General features: G+C 68.6%; 16 protein-coding genes. 10 read left to right on the top strand and 6 right to left on the bottom strand.

The genetic code is table 11. The features are described 5' to 3' along the window. Nucleotides 1-109 precede the first annotated feature (109 nt). From J2T21_RS17325 to J2T21_RS17315, 3 genes are all read left to right on the top strand, one after another. Nucleotides 110-943 (top strand): DNA-formamidopyrimidine glycosylase family protein, encoded by an 834-nt coding sequence (locus J2T21_RS17325; protein WP_373458067.1) that lies wholly within the window; start codon nucleotides 110-112, stop codon nucleotides 941-943. Between the two features lie 64 nt (nucleotides 944-1,007). Further along, the gene (locus J2T21_RS17320) at nucleotides 1,008-2,081 is read left to right on the top strand and encodes a pseudouridine synthase (RefSeq protein ID WP_307583224.1); all 1,074 of its coding nucleotides are present in this window, start codon (nucleotides 1,008-1,010) and stop codon (nucleotides 2,079-2,081) included. Between the two features lie 177 nt (nucleotides 2,082-2,258). Continuing rightward, nucleotides 2,259-4,064: a hypothetical protein gene (locus J2T21_RS17315; RefSeq protein WP_307583091.1), complete on the top strand. Its 1,806-nt coding sequence runs from the start codon at nucleotides 2,259-2,261 to the stop codon at nucleotides 4,062-4,064. Nucleotides 4,065-4,080: 16 nt separating this feature from the next. On the opposite strand, the gene J2T21_RS17310 is transcribed toward J2T21_RS17315, so the two are convergent. Beyond that, nucleotides 4,081-4,389 (bottom strand): hypothetical protein, encoded by a 309-nt coding sequence (locus J2T21_RS17310; protein WP_307583090.1) that lies wholly within the window; start codon nucleotides 4,387-4,389, stop codon nucleotides 4,081-4,083. An 87-nt stretch (nucleotides 4,390-4,476) separates the two neighbouring features. Here J2T21_RS17310 and J2T21_RS17305 point away from each other — a divergent pair, with 87 nt between their 5' ends. Continuing rightward, entirely contained in the window at nucleotides 4,477-5,253 is a 777-nt protein-coding gene (locus J2T21_RS17305; RefSeq protein ID WP_307583089.1) for a DUF1684 domain-containing protein, read from the top strand. A gap of 41 nt (nucleotides 5,254-5,294) precedes the next feature. Here J2T21_RS17305 and J2T21_RS17300 read toward each other — a convergent pair whose 3' ends face one another. Continuing rightward, nucleotides 5,295-6,074 carry an SDR family NAD(P)-dependent oxidoreductase gene (locus J2T21_RS17300; RefSeq protein ID WP_307583087.1) on the bottom strand — a complete coding sequence of 260 codons (780 nt, stop codon included), beginning with the start codon at nucleotides 6,072-6,074 and terminating at the stop codon, nucleotides 5,295-5,297. Between the two features lie 145 nt (nucleotides 6,075-6,219). Here J2T21_RS17300 and J2T21_RS17295 point away from each other — a divergent pair, with 145 nt between their 5' ends. Further along, nucleotides 6,220-6,966, top strand: coding sequence for a glutamine amidotransferase (locus J2T21_RS17295; protein ID WP_307583085.1), 747 nt, complete (start codon nucleotides 6,220-6,222; stop codon nucleotides 6,964-6,966). Here J2T21_RS17295 and J2T21_RS17290 read toward each other — a convergent pair. Next, nucleotides 6,963-7,535, bottom strand: coding sequence for a YdeI/OmpD-associated family protein (locus J2T21_RS17290; RefSeq protein WP_307583083.1), 573 nt, complete (start codon nucleotides 7,533-7,535; stop codon nucleotides 6,963-6,965). The two genes, J2T21_RS17295 and J2T21_RS17290, sit on opposite strands and share 4 nt — an antisense overlap. An 87-nt stretch (nucleotides 7,536-7,622) precedes the next feature. On the opposite strand from J2T21_RS17290, the gene J2T21_RS17285 reads away from it, so the two are divergent. From J2T21_RS17285 to J2T21_RS17275, 3 genes are all read left to right on the top strand, one after another. After that, the gene (locus J2T21_RS17285) at nucleotides 7,623-7,781 is read left to right on the top strand and encodes a ribbon-helix-helix domain-containing protein (protein WP_307583081.1); all 159 of its coding nucleotides are present in this window, start codon (nucleotides 7,623-7,625) and stop codon (nucleotides 7,779-7,781) included. Then, complete coding sequence (locus J2T21_RS17280; RefSeq protein WP_307583080.1) at nucleotides 7,781-8,530, top strand: hypothetical protein; 750 nt, start codon at nucleotides 7,781-7,783, stop codon at nucleotides 8,528-8,530. Before J2T21_RS17285 ends, J2T21_RS17280 begins: the two co-directional genes overlap by 1 nt. Nucleotides 8,531-8,603: 73 nt before the next feature. After that, on the top strand, nucleotides 8,604-9,713 hold the full coding sequence (locus J2T21_RS17275; protein WP_307583078.1) for an oxidoreductase: 1,110 nt from the start codon (nucleotides 8,604-8,606) through the stop codon (nucleotides 9,711-9,713). A gap of 94 nt (nucleotides 9,714-9,807) precedes the next feature. Here the strand turns inward: J2T21_RS17275 and J2T21_RS17270 are convergent, their stop codons facing one another. Continuing rightward, entirely contained in the window at nucleotides 9,808-11,181 is a 1,374-nt protein-coding gene (locus J2T21_RS17270; RefSeq protein WP_307583077.1) for an MFS transporter, read from the bottom strand. Between the two features lie 47 nt (nucleotides 11,182-11,228). Continuing rightward, on the bottom strand, nucleotides 11,229-12,464 hold the full coding sequence (locus J2T21_RS17265) for a M20 metallopeptidase family protein (protein ID WP_307583075.1): 1,236 nt from the start codon (nucleotides 12,462-12,464) through the stop codon (nucleotides 11,229-11,231). Between the two features lie 158 nt (nucleotides 12,465-12,622). On the opposite strand from J2T21_RS17265, the gene J2T21_RS17260 reads away from it, so the two are divergent. After that, on the top strand, nucleotides 12,623-13,609 hold the full coding sequence (locus J2T21_RS17260; protein WP_307583072.1) for an AsnC family transcriptional regulator: 987 nt from the start codon (nucleotides 12,623-12,625) through the stop codon (nucleotides 13,607-13,609). 324 nt (nucleotides 13,610-13,933) lie between these two features. Here J2T21_RS17260 and J2T21_RS17255 read toward each other — a convergent pair whose 3' ends face one another. After that, nucleotides 13,934-15,370, bottom strand: a complete 1,437-nt coding sequence (locus J2T21_RS17255) for a DHA2 family efflux MFS transporter permease subunit (protein ID WP_307583070.1) — start codon at nucleotides 15,368-15,370, stop codon at nucleotides 13,934-13,936. 164 nt (nucleotides 15,371-15,534) lie between these two features. Here J2T21_RS17255 and J2T21_RS17250 point away from each other — a divergent pair, with 164 nt between their 5' ends. After that, entirely contained in the window at nucleotides 15,535-16,074 is a 540-nt protein-coding gene (locus J2T21_RS17250) for an NUDIX hydrolase family protein (protein WP_307583068.1), read from the top strand. The last annotated feature ends 202 nt before the right edge of the window (nucleotides 16,075-16,276 follow it).

Raw genomic sequence — 16,276 nt, 5'->3', positions numbered from 1 at the left:
TTGGGGCATTTTCACCCGCCGTTGCCCGGCACCGGCTAGGCTAGGTGATCAGGGTCACCTGAATACTTGGGCAGGTGAACCCCGTCTAGCGAGTTAGGTGGTTTTGGCGATGCCCGAAGGGGACACAGTTTTTCGCACGGCCCGTCGATTGGAGGCCGCGCTGGGGGGAAAGACGTTAAGCCTGAGCGACTTCAGGGTGCCCGCCCACGCGACGTTGTCGCTGGTGGATTGGATGGTCGAATCCGTCGTCTCTCGCGGCAAGCACCTGCTGATCCGCACCCGCCCGCCGTCGCGGGTCTCCGCCCCTCCGCTGAGCATCCACTCGCACCTGCTGATGGAGGGCCACTGGGACGTCTACGCCACCGGCGAGCGCTGGCGCTCTCCGGCGTTCAAGGCCCGTGCGGTGCTGGGCAACCCGGCCTTCACCGCGGTGGGCTTCGAGCTCGGGTTCCTGCACGTGCTGCGCACCACCGACGAGGTCGAGGTCATCGGGCACCTGGGCCCCGACCCGCTGGGGCACTCCTGGGACCCGGCCGAGGCGGTGCGCCGGCTGCTTGCAGCCCCCGAACGGCCGATCGGGCTGGCGTTGCTTGACCAGCGGCTGATCTGCGGGCTGGGCAACGTGTACCGCTCCGAGTTGCTCTTTGTGGCGCGGGTGCACCCGCGCACCCCGGTGGGCGAGGTCGAGGACCTGGGGCACCTGGTGGATCTGGCGCACCGGCTGCTGAACGCCAACAAGGACCGTGCCCGGCGGGTGACCACCGGCGCGGACGGAATGAACCCCTACTGGGTCTATGGCCGTGCCGGGCAGGCGTGCCTGCGCTGCGGGGAGCCCCTGCAGAAGGAGTCGCTGGCCGAATCCACGCGCAGCGCCGAACGCGACGTGTTTTATTGCGCCTCCTGCCAGGGCTCCTACGTGCCTTCCGGGGAAGGGGCACGCTAGCGGCGGGAACGGGCGCCGGCGGCCGCTGGGGCCATGCACCCGTGAAAGACTGGTGTGCATGGCCATGATCTCTCCCCTGCCCGTGCGCAACGGCGTCAATGCAACCCGCCTGCGGGTGCCCTCCGGCGGCCAGTGGGCGACGGTGTGCGAGTACATGTTGCACCGCTTCGGGCACGTCGACGCGGCAGGCATCACCCGGCGCTTCCGCAACGGCGAGGTGGTCGGCATCGACGGGGCCGTGCTGGACGAGTTCACCCCGCTGGGCGGCCACGAGTTCATTTGGTACTACCGCAACCTTCCGGCCGAGGAGCCCATTCCCTTCACCGAGGCGATCCTGCACCACGACGAGCACCTGCTGGTCATCGACAAGCCGCACTTCCTGCCCACCACCCCGGGCGGGCGGTTCATCCAGGAATCGGCACTGGTGCGGCTGCGCAACCGGACCGGCAACCCGGAGCTGATCCCCATGCACCGGTTGGACCGGGCGACCGCGGGGATCCTGCTTTTCTCCACCAACCCGGCCACGCGCGGGGCCTACCAGACGCTCTTCGAGCGCCGCGAGATCTCCAAGGCCTACGAGGCGGTCTCCGCGCTGGAGCCGGTGGCGGGACGCCCGGCCGGCGAGGTGCTGGGCACCGGCGGGCTGGGCGGAAGCGCCGAGGAGCGCAGCGGCAACGCGGTCGACGGGATGGCAGGTCCGGGCAACCACCTGCTGTCCCCGGACGAACTGCAGGCACGCCTCGACGCCCTGGCCGCGGACCCGCTGGTGTACCGGAACCGGATGAGCAAGATCAAGGGGCAGCTGCGCTCGCTGGTCGAGGAGGGCGAGCCCAATGCCGAATCCCTGATCGAGCTGCTGGGCACCGGGACCTCGGCCGGGCACTTTGCCGGGGCGAGGGTGGCCAGGTTCAGGCTGCGCCCGCACTCCGGCAAGACCCACCAGCTGCGCGTGCACCTGGCCGCATTGGGCCTGGGGATCCTCAACGACCCGTTCTACCCGACGCTGCTGGACCTGGCCCCCGACGACTACGCGCGTCCGCTGCAACTGCTAGCCCGCAGCATTTCCTTCAACGACCCGATCACCGGGTTGCCGGTGAGCTACACCTCGAAGCTGGAACTGGCCGAATCCCCCGCCTGAGACCAGGCAAACGGCCACGGCTTTCCGCCGGCGGGGCGGCATTCATGGCACAACTCACCCTGCGGGCGCGGGTGTGCGGGCGTGGGGATCGGGCATCCCCTCGACGTTGTTCGGTACGCTGGTAGCCATCCGATGGGCCGGTGCACCACGGGCAGCGCGGCGAAGAAGGGGCTGAACATGAGCAATTCCAATACCAGGACCTCCGCCGGGTCAAAGAAATCGACCAACACGGCCCCGGCACGGCCTGCCGAGGCCCCGGCACCGGCGCCGGCACCGGCACCGGGCAAGGATTCGGGCAAAGATCCCGCCGCCGGCACCGCACCGGCGAAGAGCCCCAGGTCCATGGAACCTGCTCCGCACGGCCCGACCGACCTGGTCCGCGCTGCCGAGGAATCCGCACCGTCTGCCGGCACCGACCGGGTCTCCGAGCGCATTGCCCACCCGGTTCCCCATCGCATCGTTCCCGAGCCCGGCTCCGTCGATGAGGTGCTCAAGTCCCCCGGGGCACCGGCCGCTGCCGGGTCCCCGCTGCGCCACCTGACCGACAAGCATGCACCGACGGCCAAGGCCGCGGACAACAAACCCGAACGAATGGTTTCCGGGGGATTCTCCGGAATCAACAACTGGCTCGATTCGATGCCCGAACCCGACTGGGAAGCCCTGGGCGACAAGATCTACGCCGCCCCCAAGACCTTCAAGGCCCGCTGGCAGCAACGGCGCATTGAACGGGCCAAGGCCGCCGAACTCAAGGAACAACACCGGTTGCTCGAGGTCGCCCGCGCCGAGGCGAAGGCCGAGGCCGCCAAGCGCGAGGCCGTGCGCCTGGCCCACCAGGCCAAGCTGGATGCAGCAGCACACCAGGCCGCCGAGGCACGGGTCGCGGCCCAGGCGCAGGCCGAGGCCCGCACCCGGGCCGCCGAAGCTGCCCGGAACAAGCCAATGGCTCCGCCCCCCGAGGTGCTTCCGGCCTTCGAGGTGCCCGAGGTCGAGCAGTCGCCGGAAACCGAGGTGGCGATTGCCGGCGCGGGGACCCCGGTGGTTTCAGCTCCCGCCCCGCAGGTGGATCCGGAGCAGCTGGCCGCGCTGGTCGCCAGCGCCAAGGCCGCGATCGACCACCAGCAGGCCACCGCCGAGCCGGTGTACGTGGCCCCCTACGCGCTGCCCGAATTCGACCCCAACCCGGCCGAGGAACCGACGGACCTGCGCCGCAGGATCGCCGGGAGCACCGCGGCACTGGCGGCAGCGGTCCTGTCGCTGACCGCCTTGGATACGCTGTCCTCCGGCAGGGTCGTGTCGCTGGGCTCCAATTACTCGATGCTGTCCCTGGCCCCCACCGCACACCTGGTCTGGCCCGTCATCTTCATCTGGGCCCTGCTGGGTGCCGCCTACTCGTGGGCTCCCTCGCAGCGTTCGGCGGTGCGGCAGCGTGTGCTCGGCCATCAGTTTGCACTGGCCTGCGTGGCCTCCGGGCTGTGGATGCTCAGCGCCCTGAACGATTGGTTGTTCCCCGCACTCGTGTGCGCCGCGGCCAGCTGCTGGTTCCTGCTCACCGCGGTGCGCGGGCTGAATGCCAAGACCGCCCGCACCCGGCGCGAACGCATGCTCACCGACGCCCCCGTCAGCCTGATGACCGGCTTCAGCTTGGTCGTGCTGGCATCCACCTTCACCAACCTGCTGGCATCCTGGGGTGCCGGCGGCGGGGTGGGCATCTGGATCGCCACGTTCCTGGTGCCCGCGGCGGGCTACGCGGCCATGGCGCTGTCGATGACCGAACGCGGTCGCATCATCCTGGCCATCGGCTTTGGCTGGGGCATGTTCTGGATCCTGGTGCCCCGCGTGCTGGGGACCAGCAACTCCATCTGGGTCGCCATCCTCGCCGGCATGGCCGGCTTCGTGGTCCTGCTGGCCACCGAGAACCGGCGCTACCAGATCCACCATGCCGAACACCGGGCCGCCCGCGGCAAGTCCACCGACTTTTCCTGACCTTCCGGGCCCTGGGTCAGGGGCGCCGCAGCGCGATCCAGCGTCCCTTGGTGCGGCGCAACACCACCAGCTTCTCGGTCACCGCCACGTTTTCCACCGCGGCGCGCATGGCCGCAGCCGAGGAAACGGCACGCGCATCCGGGTTCCCGTCCTCCTCCACGGTGTAGCGCACCGTGATGCGCGGGACCCCGGCCACCACATCGAGCTGGTTCGCATCCACATGGTGGCCGGTTGCCAGCGAGGCCACCGCGGTGTCCATGACCGCTTCGGGCACGTGCCCGGGCCGCAGCCCCATGATGTTCAATTGCGCGCGATAGGAAGGCATGGCATCTAGCCTAGCGGCGCGATCCGGGTGCCGTCGCCGCACCCCGGGGCCCGAAGCCGCCGGTCGCGAAGGTGGGAGACTGAAACCATGAATGCAGCAGAAGAATTCACGCAGTGGCGCCGGATGCGCAATGAAGGCCTGGCCGTCCCCTTCGGGTGGCTCTCGCTGAGCAGCTACCAATGGCTCCCCGCGGATCCCGGGCACCTGGACCTGGTCCCCGGCAGCTGGAGCGCCGACGCGTCCGGAGCGAGGGCCGGCTTCGCGGCAGCCGACATGGTCACCACCCCGGACGGCGACCCGGTGTCCGGGACCCTGGCCAAGTCCCTGCACGAGGACGAGTCGATGCATCTCGTCCGCCACGGCGACACCCTGGGGGAGCTGGGGGTCCGCGGCGGACGCTACATGATCCGCACCCGCGAGCGCACCCACCCGCGGCTGAAGGCCTTCTCCGGGGTTCCGGTCTTCGACCACGATGCGCGCTTCGTCGTGGCCGGGCACTTCACGCCCTTCCACGCCCCGAAGGTGGTGCCGATCGACAGCTTCCGCCCCGACACCATGCTGAGGGCTGAGCTGGTCGGCGAGGTCGCCTTCACGCTCGCCGGACATGCCGCGTCCCTGGCCGCGACCCAGAACGCCGACGGCGCGCTGACCCTGGCCTTCAGGGACACGACCAACGGGGAGCAGACCGCGCCCTGGCGCTTCGTCACGGTCCCGGCCCCCGGTGCCGACGGCTCGGTCATGATCGATTTCAACCGCACGCTGAACTATCCCATGGCTTTCTCGCCTTTCGCGGTGTGCCCCGCCCCGGTGCCGGGCAACCGGCTCGGGTTCGCGGTGCGCGCCGGGGAAAAGCTGCCGCACTAGAGCTGCCGGGCCGGCGGCCCCGGCAGCGGTCGCGGTGCCTCCTACTTCGGGCCCATGCGGATGGCGCCGTCCAGGCGGATGGTTTCGCCGTTGAGCATCTGGTTGGCCACGATGTGTTGAACCAGGGCCGCGTATTCGGCAGGTTTGCCCAGCCGTGCCGGGTGCGGAACCTGCGCGCCCAGCGAGGCCTGTGCCTCGGCGGAGAGCGAGGCCATCATCGGGGTCTCGAAGATGCCCGGGGCAATGGTCATGACCCGGATGTAGTGGCGGGCCAGTTCCCGGGCCAGCGGCAGCGTCATCGCGGCCACCGCGCCCTTCGACGCCGCGTAGGCGGGCTGGCCGATCTGCCCGTCGAAGGCGGCGACCGAGGCGGTGTTGATGATGACCCCGCGTTCGGCGGTTCCGGTGGCCGGGTCCACGAGCGGCTCGGTGGCCGCCATGGCCTCGGCCGCCAGGCGCACCACGTTGAAGGTGCCGGTGAGGTTGACGGCGATGACCTTCTCGAAGGTGGACAGCGGCAGCACGCCCTCCCGCCCCAGCACCTTTCCCGGGGTGGCGACCCCGGCGCAGTTGACCACGATGCGCAGGTTCCCCATTTCCCCGGCCGCGGCAATGGCGGCCTTGACCTGGGATTCGTCGGTGACATCGGCGGCCACGAAGCTGGCCCGCTCCCCCAGTGCGGCCGCGGCTGCATCGCCGTTGGAGGAGGGCAGGTCCACCAGCAGCACGCGGGCCCCGGCGTCGTAAAGCACCCGGGCGGTGGCGGCTCCAAGGCCCGAGGCGCCTCCGGTGACCAGTGCGACTGAGTCGGTGATGAGCATGCTGGAATTCCCTCCATCGTGTTGCCGACGGCCGCCAATTGGGTTAGAGGCCATTAACTCACTCCAGCGTAGGCGAGCCGGCTCCCGGACAAAAGGGGTGGTGCCACAGCCCTTGCGGCCGCCACGGGGGACGTAGACTGCTGACATGGGGCGCTTCATCTTGATTTCCACGCGGGAACACGACCTGGCCACCTCCGACGAGGTGCGCGGGGTGCTGGCCGCCAGCGGGCTGGCCGCCGATGCCCTGCGGGTCATCCGGCTCGACCGCGAGCCGCTGGGCCCGATCGACGAACTGGGGCTGGAAGACTGCCCGGGCATCGTCCTGGGCGGCAGTCCGTTCAATGCCTCGGACGACACCTCGGTGAAATCCGCGACGCAGAAGCGCTGCGAGGAGGACCTGTCCAGGCTGCTCGATGTGCTGGTGGCCGAGGACTTCCCGTTCCTGGGCGCCTGCTACGGAGTCGGCACGCTGGGAACCCACCAGGGCGGGACGATCGACACCCACTACGGCGAGCCGGTGGGCACCTCGCGAATCCGGCTCACCCACGAGGGTCGGATCGATCCGTTGCTGGCCGGGCTTCCCGAGGAGTTCGACGCCTTCGTGGGCCACAAGGAAGCGGTCTCCGTGCTCCCCGCCGCGGCGGTCCTGCTGGCGGACTCGGCGGCCTGTCCCGTGCAGATGTTCCGCATCAAGACCAATCTCTACGCCACCCAGTTCCATCCCGAGCTCGACCCGATGGGGTTGGCCCAGCGCATCCTGATCTACCGGGATGCCGGTTACTTCCCGCCGCACGAGGCCCAGCGCCTGCACGATGCGGCCCTGGGCTCGCGCGTGGAGTGGCCCGCACTGATCCTGCGCAACTTCGTGCAGCGCTACGGGGCCGTAAGCTAGGCGATCCCCTGCCCGGCCTCGAGCCGGGCCACGTAGTCGGCGATCTTCCTCCGCCGGGTCTCGACACCCTTGACGGTGTGCAACCTGTAGTAGATGGCGAAGCGCTCGCCGGCAGCGAGTGTTTCCAGCGTTTCCCGTGCCCGGGGAGAACCGGACACCGCTTCGAGGAAATCGGCGGGAAGCTGCGCCGAGGCCTGCCCCGCATAGGCCTCGTCCCACCTCCCGTCGGCCTTGGCCGCCTGAACCGCGGCGGTCCCCGCCGGTTCGATCAAGCCGGCGGCCTCCAGCCGCTGGATGTGTTCCACGTTCCTGGCGGACCACTTGCTGCGCGCGGTGCGCGGGGTGAACCTATTGGTAAAGCTGTGCTCGTCGCGCCCGTTGCGCTGGCCGTCGATCCAGCCGAAGCACAGTGCCTCGTCCAGCGCCTGGGCGTAGGTGAGGCTCGTGGTGGTTCCGCCCTTCTTGTGCAACACCAGGCGGACCCCGGGATGGTCCGCGTGGTGCTCGGTGAGCCATTGGCGCCAGGCGGCGGCGTCGGGGACCAGGAGTTCTTCCAGAAGGATTGCCATGGCACCCATCCCACCACGCCAAGGCGCGTTGGCGCCACCGCCGGCGCCCCCTTCACATATCATTGCTAACTTGCTAGCATCCCTTGCATGGCAACGAACGAGGACGCAACCAGTCCCAAGATCCAGTTCAACGTGTATTTGCCCGCCGCCCTGGTGCGGCGGGTGAAGCACGCGGCCATCGACGATGAAGCAAGTCTGTCGGCATTCGTCGAAAAGGCGCTGGAACACTACCTGGAGGATCAGTGATGCTGCGCGTCCGCCCCACCCAGCACACCCCGCACGTATCTCTTTGGGCGCAGCTGCTCACCGCACTGGGCCTGAAGGAAATGCCCATGCTGCCGGCCACCTGCGCCGCACCCGGCACCGGGCAGCGCTGCTTTGCCGCCGACGCGGGCCGCATCCTGCTGCAGGAATCCGCCACGTTCCACACCGAGCTGGTCTTCGAGGTCCGCGACCTGGAAAGGTTCGCGCAGTGGACCATCAGTGACGGGACCCCCGTGACGATGCTGCCGGCACCCCACGGCGACGGCACCCGGGCACTGGCGCGGATCACGGCCCCGGACGGGCTGTCCTTCAGCGCACTCGCGGTGGATCCGCTGGCCACCGAGGGAACACCGCCGGACACGGCAGGCGCCGAGGAGCAGCTGGCGGTCCTGGCACTCTGGAACACCCCCGATGTGCCAGGTGCCCAGGCAACCCTGGCCAACATCGGGGCGAAACCGGACACCACCTCCAACGGCGGCACCTGGGCGCAATTCCGGGCCAAGCACGGCGGCTTCGTCGCAGCACACGCCGGCCAGGCGCCCGGGGTCGAGCTGTCCCTCGAATATTCCGGGAAGCTGGAAGCACTGGCGAACCGGCTGTCGGCTGCCGGCTTCGAGGCGCTGCTGGCGGACGAGGCCTACGGGCGCACGTTGCTGGTGGAGCATCCCGACGGCGCCCAGCTGTGGATCAACGAACGCCAGCGGGACCTGTACGGATACTTACGCCACTGATGCACCCGAGGTAGGGAGCGGGTTCCGGGGTGCCACGGGAATAGCCCGGGGCCCGCACCGGTTGGCACCACACATGAGCAAACTCTTTACGCCGGTCACCCTGGCCGCCCCGGCGGGCCCCGGCCTGGACCTGCGCAACCGCACGGTGCTGGCCCCGATGTGCCAGTACTCCGTCACCAACCACGACGGGGTGCCGCATGCCTGGCACCTGGCACACCTCGGCGCCCGGGCGGCCGGCGGCTTCGGGTTGGTGTTCACCGAGGCCACCGCCGTCACGGCCCAGGGCCGGATCAGCGACGCGGACACCGGCATCTGGAACGACGCCCAGGGAAGCGCCTGGGCACCGATCGTCGACTTCATCCACTCCCAGGGCGCGGCCGCAGGAATCCAGCTGGCGCACGCCGGAGCCAAGGCCTCCACCCACCCGTGGCTGCCGGGCCCCATCGCCGCCGGGGAAACCGGGAACCTGCCGGTGCCCGGCCGCGGCTGGGAAACAGCCGGCCCCTCGGCCACCGACGCCTTCGGGCTGGCCCCGGCCACCGCGATGTCCACCGGGCAGATCGCCGCCTCGGTCCGGGACTGGGCCGAGGCCGCAACCCGCGCAGACGCGGCCGGATTCGATGTTGCCCAGATCCACGCCGCCCACGGGTACCTGGTCCATGAGTTCCTCTCCCCGTTGGCGAACACCCGCACCGACGAGTACGGCGGAAGCTTCGAGAACCGCACCCGGTACGCCCGCGAGGTCATCACCGCGGTGCGCGCCGCCTGGCCGGCGCACAAGCCGCTGGCGATCCGCTTCTCGGGGGACGACTGGGTGGCCGGCGGGTGGCGGATCGCCGACACCGTGCGCTTTGCCGCCGAGGCCTTCGAGCTGGGGGTCACGGCCTTCGACCTCTCCAGCGCCGGGATCGGCAAGTACCATGGGCCCTCCGGCCCGGGCTTCCAGGTGCCGCTGGCCGCGGCCGTGAAGCAGGCGGTCCCCGGGGCCTTCGTGACAGCGGTGGGCATGATCAACGATCCCTCACAGGCCGAGCAGGTGCTGGTCACCGGCGCCGCCGACGGGGTCTCGATCGGCCGTGCGGCGCTGAAGAACCCGAACTGGCCGGCAGTTGCCGCGGCAGCATTGGGTTCGGTCCCCGACGCGGTGCCCTTCGCCCCGCAATACTGGCGCGCCCACTGGTAGGAGCGCCGGGAACGTGCAAGGGCGCGGCCCCTCCGGTTTCTCCCGGAGGGCCCGCGCCCTTGCACGTTGGTGCCGAAAGTCGGTTGCGCGGGCCTTAGCCGCGCAGGTCCTTGCCCACCGATTCTGGCAGCTTGTAGACGGTGACCGCCGTGATCAGCAGCAGGACGATGGCGTAGAGCGCGAAGACCGTTCCGCCGACGGAGTGCCCGAACCAGGCGTTGAACCCCGCCTGCAGGAAGGCCGCGGTGCCGCCGAAGGCCGCCACGCAGATGGCGTACGGGATGGCCACGCCAATGGTGCGGATGGCGGTGGGGAAAAGCTCGGCGTACACGGCCGGGACGATCGAGGCGGAGGCCGCGATGAAGACGAGCATCACCGACATGGCGATGAACAGCTGCCAGGCCTCGCCGCGGACCACGGAGGACATCGGGAACTGCATGACGGCGGCTCCCAGGGCCGAGATCAGCAGGACCGGGCGGCGGCCGATGCGGTCCGATAGCTTGCCCCAGAACGGCAGCACTGCCATGAACACCAGGTTGGCGGCGACTCCGGTCCACAGCGCGGTGGCCGGATCCATCTTCATGTTGGCGATCGCGTAGGCGGGGGTCGAAACGCTCCAGATGTAGTAGACCACTGTCAGCCCGACGGTCAGGCCGATGACCTGAAGCGCCTGGCGCCAGTTGGCCATGATCTGTGAGAAGACCGAGGGCCCGGACGTGCCGTGTGCGGCCTTGGCCGACTTCTGCTCCTCGAACTGTTTGGTCTCCTTCAGGCGCGAACGCATGATCAGGGTGTACAGGCCCATGAGCGCACCGACGGCGAAGGGGATGCGCCAGCCGAAGGCGCCCATCTGTTCCTTGCTCAGGGTCACGGTCAGGATCGCGCCGAGCAGCGTGCCGGCCACGATGCCGGCGGTGCCGGAGAAGTACATCAGCGTGGAGTAGAACCCGCGCTTCGGGGCCGGGGCCACCTCGGCGAGGTAGGTCTGCGCGCTGGGCATCTCGCCGCCGTGGGCCAGGCCCTGCAGCAGCCGGGCCACCAGCAGGATCAGCGAGGCGCCGGCTCCGATGCTGGAGTAGGTCGGGGTGAGGGCGATGATCAGTGAACCTACCGAGGCCAGGCCCACGGCCATGGTCATGGCCGCCTTGCGGCCGACCTTGTCGCCGATCAGGCCAAAGAAGGCGCCACCGAAGGGGCGCGCGACGAAGCCGACGGCAAAGATCGCCATGGTGGCCAGGAACGCGGAGGTCGGGTCGGCCTTGGAGAAGAGCTGGCCGGAGATGAAGGAGGCGAACGTGGCGTAGATGGCCCAGTCGAACCACTCCACGGCGTTGCCCGCGCCGATGCCCAGCAGGGTCTTGAAGGTGGACTGGCCGGGTGTCCCGTGCGGGGACGGAGCCGCGTCGTGCTGGGGCCGGCCGGTGGCCTGGGTGGTGCCGGCCGGGGCCAGCTGTTCCTTGATGCTCATGGGGAAGGGTTCCTGGATTCTGTGTGGGAGGGGGAACGGGGGTGGGGTTAGCGTGTTGCCAGGGAAGCGAGCTTGGCCGTGGCCAACTGCGTGTAGAGCGCGGTACCGCGACCCAACACCGAATCATCGAAACGTGCATACGGGGAGTGGTTGTAGTCCGCCGCAGCCGCATCCACGCCGGGGGTCAACGCGGAGAGGAAAACAAAGGCACCGGGAACCTCGTTGAGCACCCGGGAGAAGTCCTCAGACCCGGCCAGCGGGCTGGCCATGGTCGTGAAGGACCCGGTGCCGAAAAGCTCGTGCACCGCATCGGCGGCGAAACGGGTCTCGGCCTCGGTGTTGATCGTGGTGGGGTATTCGGTGCGGTACTGCACCTCGACCTCCAACCCGTGGGCCCGGGCGATCCCCTGCAGCAGCGTGGGGACCGCGGCCTGCAACTTCTCGTGCGCGGCAGGACTGAAGGAACGGATGGTTGCCTCGAAGTAGGCGGTTTCCGGGATGATGTTGCGTACCGTCCCGGCCCGCAACACGCCCACGGAGACGACCACCGGGTCGAAGATGTCGAATTGGCGGGTGACCATGACCTGCAGGGCCGTGACCATTTCCGCGGCCGCGGTGACCGGGTCCTTGGCGGCAAAGGGGGCCGAGCCGTGCCCGCCGGCGCCGCGGACCGTCACGAACAGCCCGTCGGAGGCACTCATCATGGCGCCGGGCTTCGCGGTGAAGACCCCGGTGGAGCCCATTGCGCTCATCACGTGCAGTCCGAAGGCCGCGTCGACCTTCTTGCCGCTGGCCTCCAGCACGCCCTCGCGCACCATGTGGCTCGCACCGTCCCAGCCCTCCTCGCCGGGCTGGAACATCAGCACCACGTCCCCTGGCAGGGACTCGCGGCGCTCGGCCAGCAGCGTGGCGGCACCGGCCAGCATCGCGGTGTGCAGGTCGTGGCCGCAGGCATGCATGGTGTCCCCGGTCTGCGAGGCGAACTCGACACCCGACTTCTCGGTCAGCGGCAGCCCGTCCATGTCCCCGCGCAGCAGCACCGCCGGGCGCTCGCCGGCGGGGGCGTTCGATGCCCCGCCGCTCAGCACCGCGGTCACCGAGGTCAGGTCCTGGCCCAGCGAAATTTCGTAGCCGAGGGGCTCGAGCCACTGGAGCACCTTCTCCTGGGTGCGCGGCAACTGCAGGCCAACCTCGGGATCGCGGTGCAGCGCGTGGCGCAGGTTCGTGATCTCGGGTGCGAGTTCGTGTGCGTCCTGCAGGATTGTGGTGGTGGCGGTGCTCATGCCGTGCGGCCTCTTCCTGGGTCTGGCTGCCCACCAATTGGTGAGTCGTGTCACTATCGATCGTGGGGCACGGGCAGGATAATGGAGGAAGATTCACAGTTAATTGCGCAAGGTGGCCTTCAAACCGCGAAAATGTGCACGGATGAAAGAGGGGTTCCATGGAATTGCCCGTCGAGGACCTGCAGCTGGTCCACGCGCTGCAAATCGCACCGCGCGCCAGCTGGTCCGAACTGGGGGCGATCCTCGGAAGGCACCCCGCGACGCTCTCTGCCCGCTGGGCCCGGTTGCGCGAGGATCGCATGGCCTGGATCCTGGGGCACTTGGGCGGCTATCCCGACCAGCATTGCACTGCATTCATCGAGGTAGTGGCCGACCCGGCACTCATCGAGCAGGCGCGCGTGGACCTGTGCGCGATCTCCGAAGTGTTGACGGTCGATGACGCGACCAGCAGTGCCGACTTCCGGCTGACCTGCCTGGCCGCGGACTGGTTGACCATGGCCCGCGAGGTGCTGCCGGGCATCAAGGCCGCCCGCGGCGTCCAGCGCACCAAGGTCTCGCTGTGCACCAAGCTCTATGCCACGGGCAACGCGTGGCGCCTGGACGTGCTCTCCCCCACGCAGCAGGCCCGGATCCAGCGGCTGGGCCACCCGCCGGTGGCGCAACCAACCCTGATCCCCGACTCGTTCTGGCCGATGCTGCGGGTGTTGATGCGCGACGGGCGGGCCACCGCCGCGGAGATTGCCCAGGCCACCGGCCAGCATCCGTCCACCACCGGCCGGGCACTGAAGACCGCGCTGGAGACCGGGATGGTGACCCTGCGCTGCGAACTGGCGAGCCACTACACGGGCTACCCGCTGACGGTGCAGTGGTTCGCAAAGGTTCCGGCCGGCTCGGCGGATGCCGTGGCCGCTTTCCTGCGGGAGCACCGCACGCTGCGGCTGTGCGCCGCCACCACCGGGGCGGCGAACATGACCTTCATGATGCAATTGCGCACCCCTGCGGACATCGCCGACCTCGAGGCCCGACTGGCGGCACGGGTCCCGGGAGTCGACATCCTAGAGGCGAGCGTGGGCGTGCATTCCTTCAAGCGCATGGGCTGGATGCTGGATCCGGACGGCAGGCCGACCGGGGTGGTCGTGACCTGATCCCCCGCCCAATTCCGGCCACGGCATACGTGGTGTGGTTGAGGATCATGGAGCCGGGGAACCGCGGCAGGCGCACCGCCCGCTTCTATCTGGGGCTTGGCGCGGGCACCGTTTCGCTGGGGCTCTTGCCGTGGGTTCGCTGGCCAGCAGCATGGTTTCCGTGGCAGCGCGGGACGTCTCCCGCGGCAACCCCGGCCCATGGAGGTGGTTCGCCGCCGGACATGGTGGGAATGGATTCCGGTTCCTGCGGTTGCGGCCGGACTCCCGGGTTCGGCAGCACCACATGGGGCGTCGCCGGCACCGGCAGCCCGAATCCGAATATTGCTAGTGGGCGTGGACCTCGACCTCGGCCGGCTCTTCGGCCTTGGACAGGAAGAAGGCAATGACAACCATGCCCGCGGCGCAGATCGAGGCCACCGTGAACCCGGCGGAGAAACCGTTGATCTGGGCCTGGATCGGATCGATCCCGGCCGCAGACCCGGCACCGATGCGCGAGGCCAGGACACCAACCAGCAGTGCGGTGCCCGCCGCGCCGCCGAGCTGCTGAAGGGTGGAGAGCACGGCGGAGCCGTGGGAGTGCAGCGAATGCGGCAGCGGGTTCAGTGCGGTGGTGAAGGCCGGGGTGAAGATCAGCGCCAGCGCCAGCGACATGGTCAGGTGCAACCCGATGATCACGCCGATGGCGGTCTCGGCGCCCAGCAGGCGCGAATAGCCAAAGAGCACCACCGTCAGGATCACGGCACCGGGGATCATCAGCGGGCGCGGGCCCACCTTGTCGAAGATCCGCCCCACGAACGGTGCCAGCAAGCCCATGAGCAGCCCGCCGGGCAGCAGCATCAGTCCGGTGGCTAGGGTGTCGAGCCCACGCACGTTCTGCAGGTACATCGGCAACAGGATGATGACCCCGAACAGCGCCACCATCGCAAGCACCATCAACGACAGCGAAAGCGTGAACGGCCTGTAGGTGAAGGTGCGCAGGTCAAGCAGGGCATGGTCCTTTTTTTGCAGGCGCAGCTGCAGCATCGTGAAGACCACCAGCGCCATCACCGCAATCACGAGGATGACCAGCGTCTCGGCATCCAACCCGTTGGCCGAGAGCCGGCTGAGTCCAAAGACCAGCCCGCCGAAGCCCGGGATCGAGAGGATCACCGACGGAATCGACAGCGGCATCTTCGAGGCCTCCGCGACCTTGTTCAACCGCGGGGCGCCGATGAGCAGGGCGGCCAGCGCAATGGGGGCGACGATCAGGAACATGAAGCGCCACGACAGCGAGTGCAGGATCAGCCCGGAGATGGTCGGGCCGATGGCCGGGGCCACGGAAATCACGATCGACACGTTGCCCATGATGACCCCGCGTCGTGCCGGCGGCACCAGGTCAAGGACCGTGGTCATCAGCAACGGCATCATGATCGCGGTGCCGGAGGCCTGGATCACGCGGGCAACCAGCAGCAAGGAGAAACCCGGGGCCGCGGCGGCCAGCAGCGTGCCCAGGGAGAACAGGCCCATGGCCAGCATGAACACCCCGCGGGTGCTGAAACGCTGGAGCAGGAAGCCCGTGGCCGGGATGACCACGGCCATGGTGAGCATGAAGATTGTCGAAAGCCACTGGATGGCTTCCTCGCTGACCTTGAACTCGTGCATGAGCACCGGCAGCGCCACGTTCATGATGGTTTCGTTCAGGATCACCACGAAGGCAGAAACGATCAGCACCGTGATGGTGGCCAAATCCTTGGGGTTGAGTTTGGTGCTGGTCTCGGTCACGGGTGGTGGCCTCTTCCATGGGTGTTGGAATGGTATTTTTCAGAACATTTCATTCTAGCGTCGGGGGACACCGGTTGATTCCCGGAAAACGAAAACATGTCCGGGATTACACAACACGGCCTCCGACGTCGCCCGGCGGCGTCTCGATGGGCGAAGATGGGAACATGAACGTTCGCACTCCGGATCCCTATCCCGGCTGGTTGTCCGATGAAGACCTCTACGAGGCCCGCGCCCGGTTGCCCATGCTTTACATCGAAGCCATCCCGGTGCGCCTGGATCCGCTCGGCTATGTCACGGAGATCGGTCTGCTGCTCACCGCCGATCCGGAGGGCCGGATGCTGCGCACCTTCGTCTCGGGCCGGGTGATGTACCGCGAGACCATCCGCGCGGCACTGACCCGCCACATCGAGAAGGACCTGGGGCCCTTGGCGATGCCGCAGCTGCCGCCCTGCCCGGCCCCCTTCACCGTGGCCGAATATTTCCCCTCCCCTTCGGAGACCGGGCTGACCGACGAACGGCAGCACGCCGTGGCGCTGGCCTACATCGTGCCGGTCCGCGGGGAGTGCTCCCCGCGCCAGGACGCACTGGAGCTGACCTGGTTGACGCCCGAGGAGGCGCTGAGCCCAAACATCCAGGAAGAGTTCGCCGGAGGCCGGGAAAACCTGGTCCGCCAGGCCCTCGCCCACGTCGGCTACATCCGCTAGCCTGAAGTTACGTTAGGGATTTGCCCCGGAACCGCAAGGTTCCGGGGCATTTCCATGTTTCAGGCCGAAAACCGTAGCCACTAAAATATTCGTGAAAAGTCTTCCACTTTCAATCAAACGGGTGTAATTTGTTGCCATGGAACCGGGAACCAAGGCCATGCACGTAGCCATCAACAAGTCCCGTCGGGTGAACAAGGCCGGC

The sequence above is a fragment of the Paeniglutamicibacter psychrophenolicus genome (assembly GCF_030812255.1).
Lineage (GTDB): Bacteria > Actinomycetota > Actinomycetes > Actinomycetales > Micrococcaceae > Paeniglutamicibacter > Paeniglutamicibacter psychrophenolicus_A.
Note: the sequence above shows the minus strand (reverse complement) of the source record. Positions and strands in the feature narration are given on the sequence as shown.

Bases quoted from the DNA above. Each gene is read 5' to 3' on its own strand.
- J2T21_RS17265 (WP_307583075.1), bottom strand. From the start codon at position 12,464: ATGAGCACCGCCACCACCACAATCCTGCAGGACGCACACGAACTCGCA.
- J2T21_RS17315 (WP_307583091.1), top strand. From the start codon at position 2,259: ATGAGCAATTCCAATACCAGGACCTCCGCCGGGTCAAAGAAATCGACC.
- J2T21_RS17285 (WP_307583081.1), top strand. From the start codon at position 7,623: ATGGCAACGAACGAGGACGCAACCAGTCCCAAGATCCAGTTCAACGTG.
- J2T21_RS17260 (WP_307583072.1), top strand. From the start codon at position 12,623: ATGGAATTGCCCGTCGAGGACCTGCAGCTGGTCCACGCGCTGCAAATC.
- J2T21_RS17320 (WP_307583224.1), top strand. From the start codon at position 1,008: ATGATCTCTCCCCTGCCCGTGCGCAACGGCGTCAATGCAACCCGCCTG.
- J2T21_RS17280 (WP_307583080.1), top strand. From the start codon at position 7,781: ATGCTGCGCGTCCGCCCCACCCAGCACACCCCGCACGTATCTCTTTGG.
- J2T21_RS17325 (WP_373458067.1), top strand. From the start codon at position 110: ATGCCCGAAGGGGACACAGTTTTTCGCACGGCCCGTCGATTGGAGGCC.
- J2T21_RS17305 (WP_307583089.1), top strand. From the start codon at position 4,477: ATGAATGCAGCAGAAGAATTCACGCAGTGGCGCCGGATGCGCAATGAA.
- J2T21_RS17270 (WP_307583077.1), bottom strand. From the start codon at position 11,181: ATGAGCATCAAGGAACAGCTGGCCCCGGCCGGCACCACCCAGGCCACC.
- J2T21_RS17275 (WP_307583078.1), top strand. From the start codon at position 8,604: ATGAGCAAACTCTTTACGCCGGTCACCCTGGCCGCCCCGGCGGGCCCC.
- J2T21_RS17250 (WP_307583068.1), top strand. From the start codon at position 15,535: ATGAACGTTCGCACTCCGGATCCCTATCCCGGCTGGTTGTCCGATGAA.
- J2T21_RS17300 (WP_307583087.1), bottom strand. From the start codon at position 6,074: ATGCTCATCACCGACTCAGTCGCACTGGTCACCGGAGGCGCCTCGGGC.
- J2T21_RS17290 (WP_307583083.1), bottom strand. From the start codon at position 7,535: ATGGCAATCCTTCTGGAAGAACTCCTGGTCCCCGACGCCGCCGCCTGG.
- J2T21_RS17295 (WP_307583085.1), top strand. From the start codon at position 6,220: ATGGGGCGCTTCATCTTGATTTCCACGCGGGAACACGACCTGGCCACC.
- J2T21_RS17310 (WP_307583090.1), bottom strand. From the start codon at position 4,389: ATGCCTTCCTATCGCGCGCAATTGAACATCATGGGGCTGCGGCCCGGG.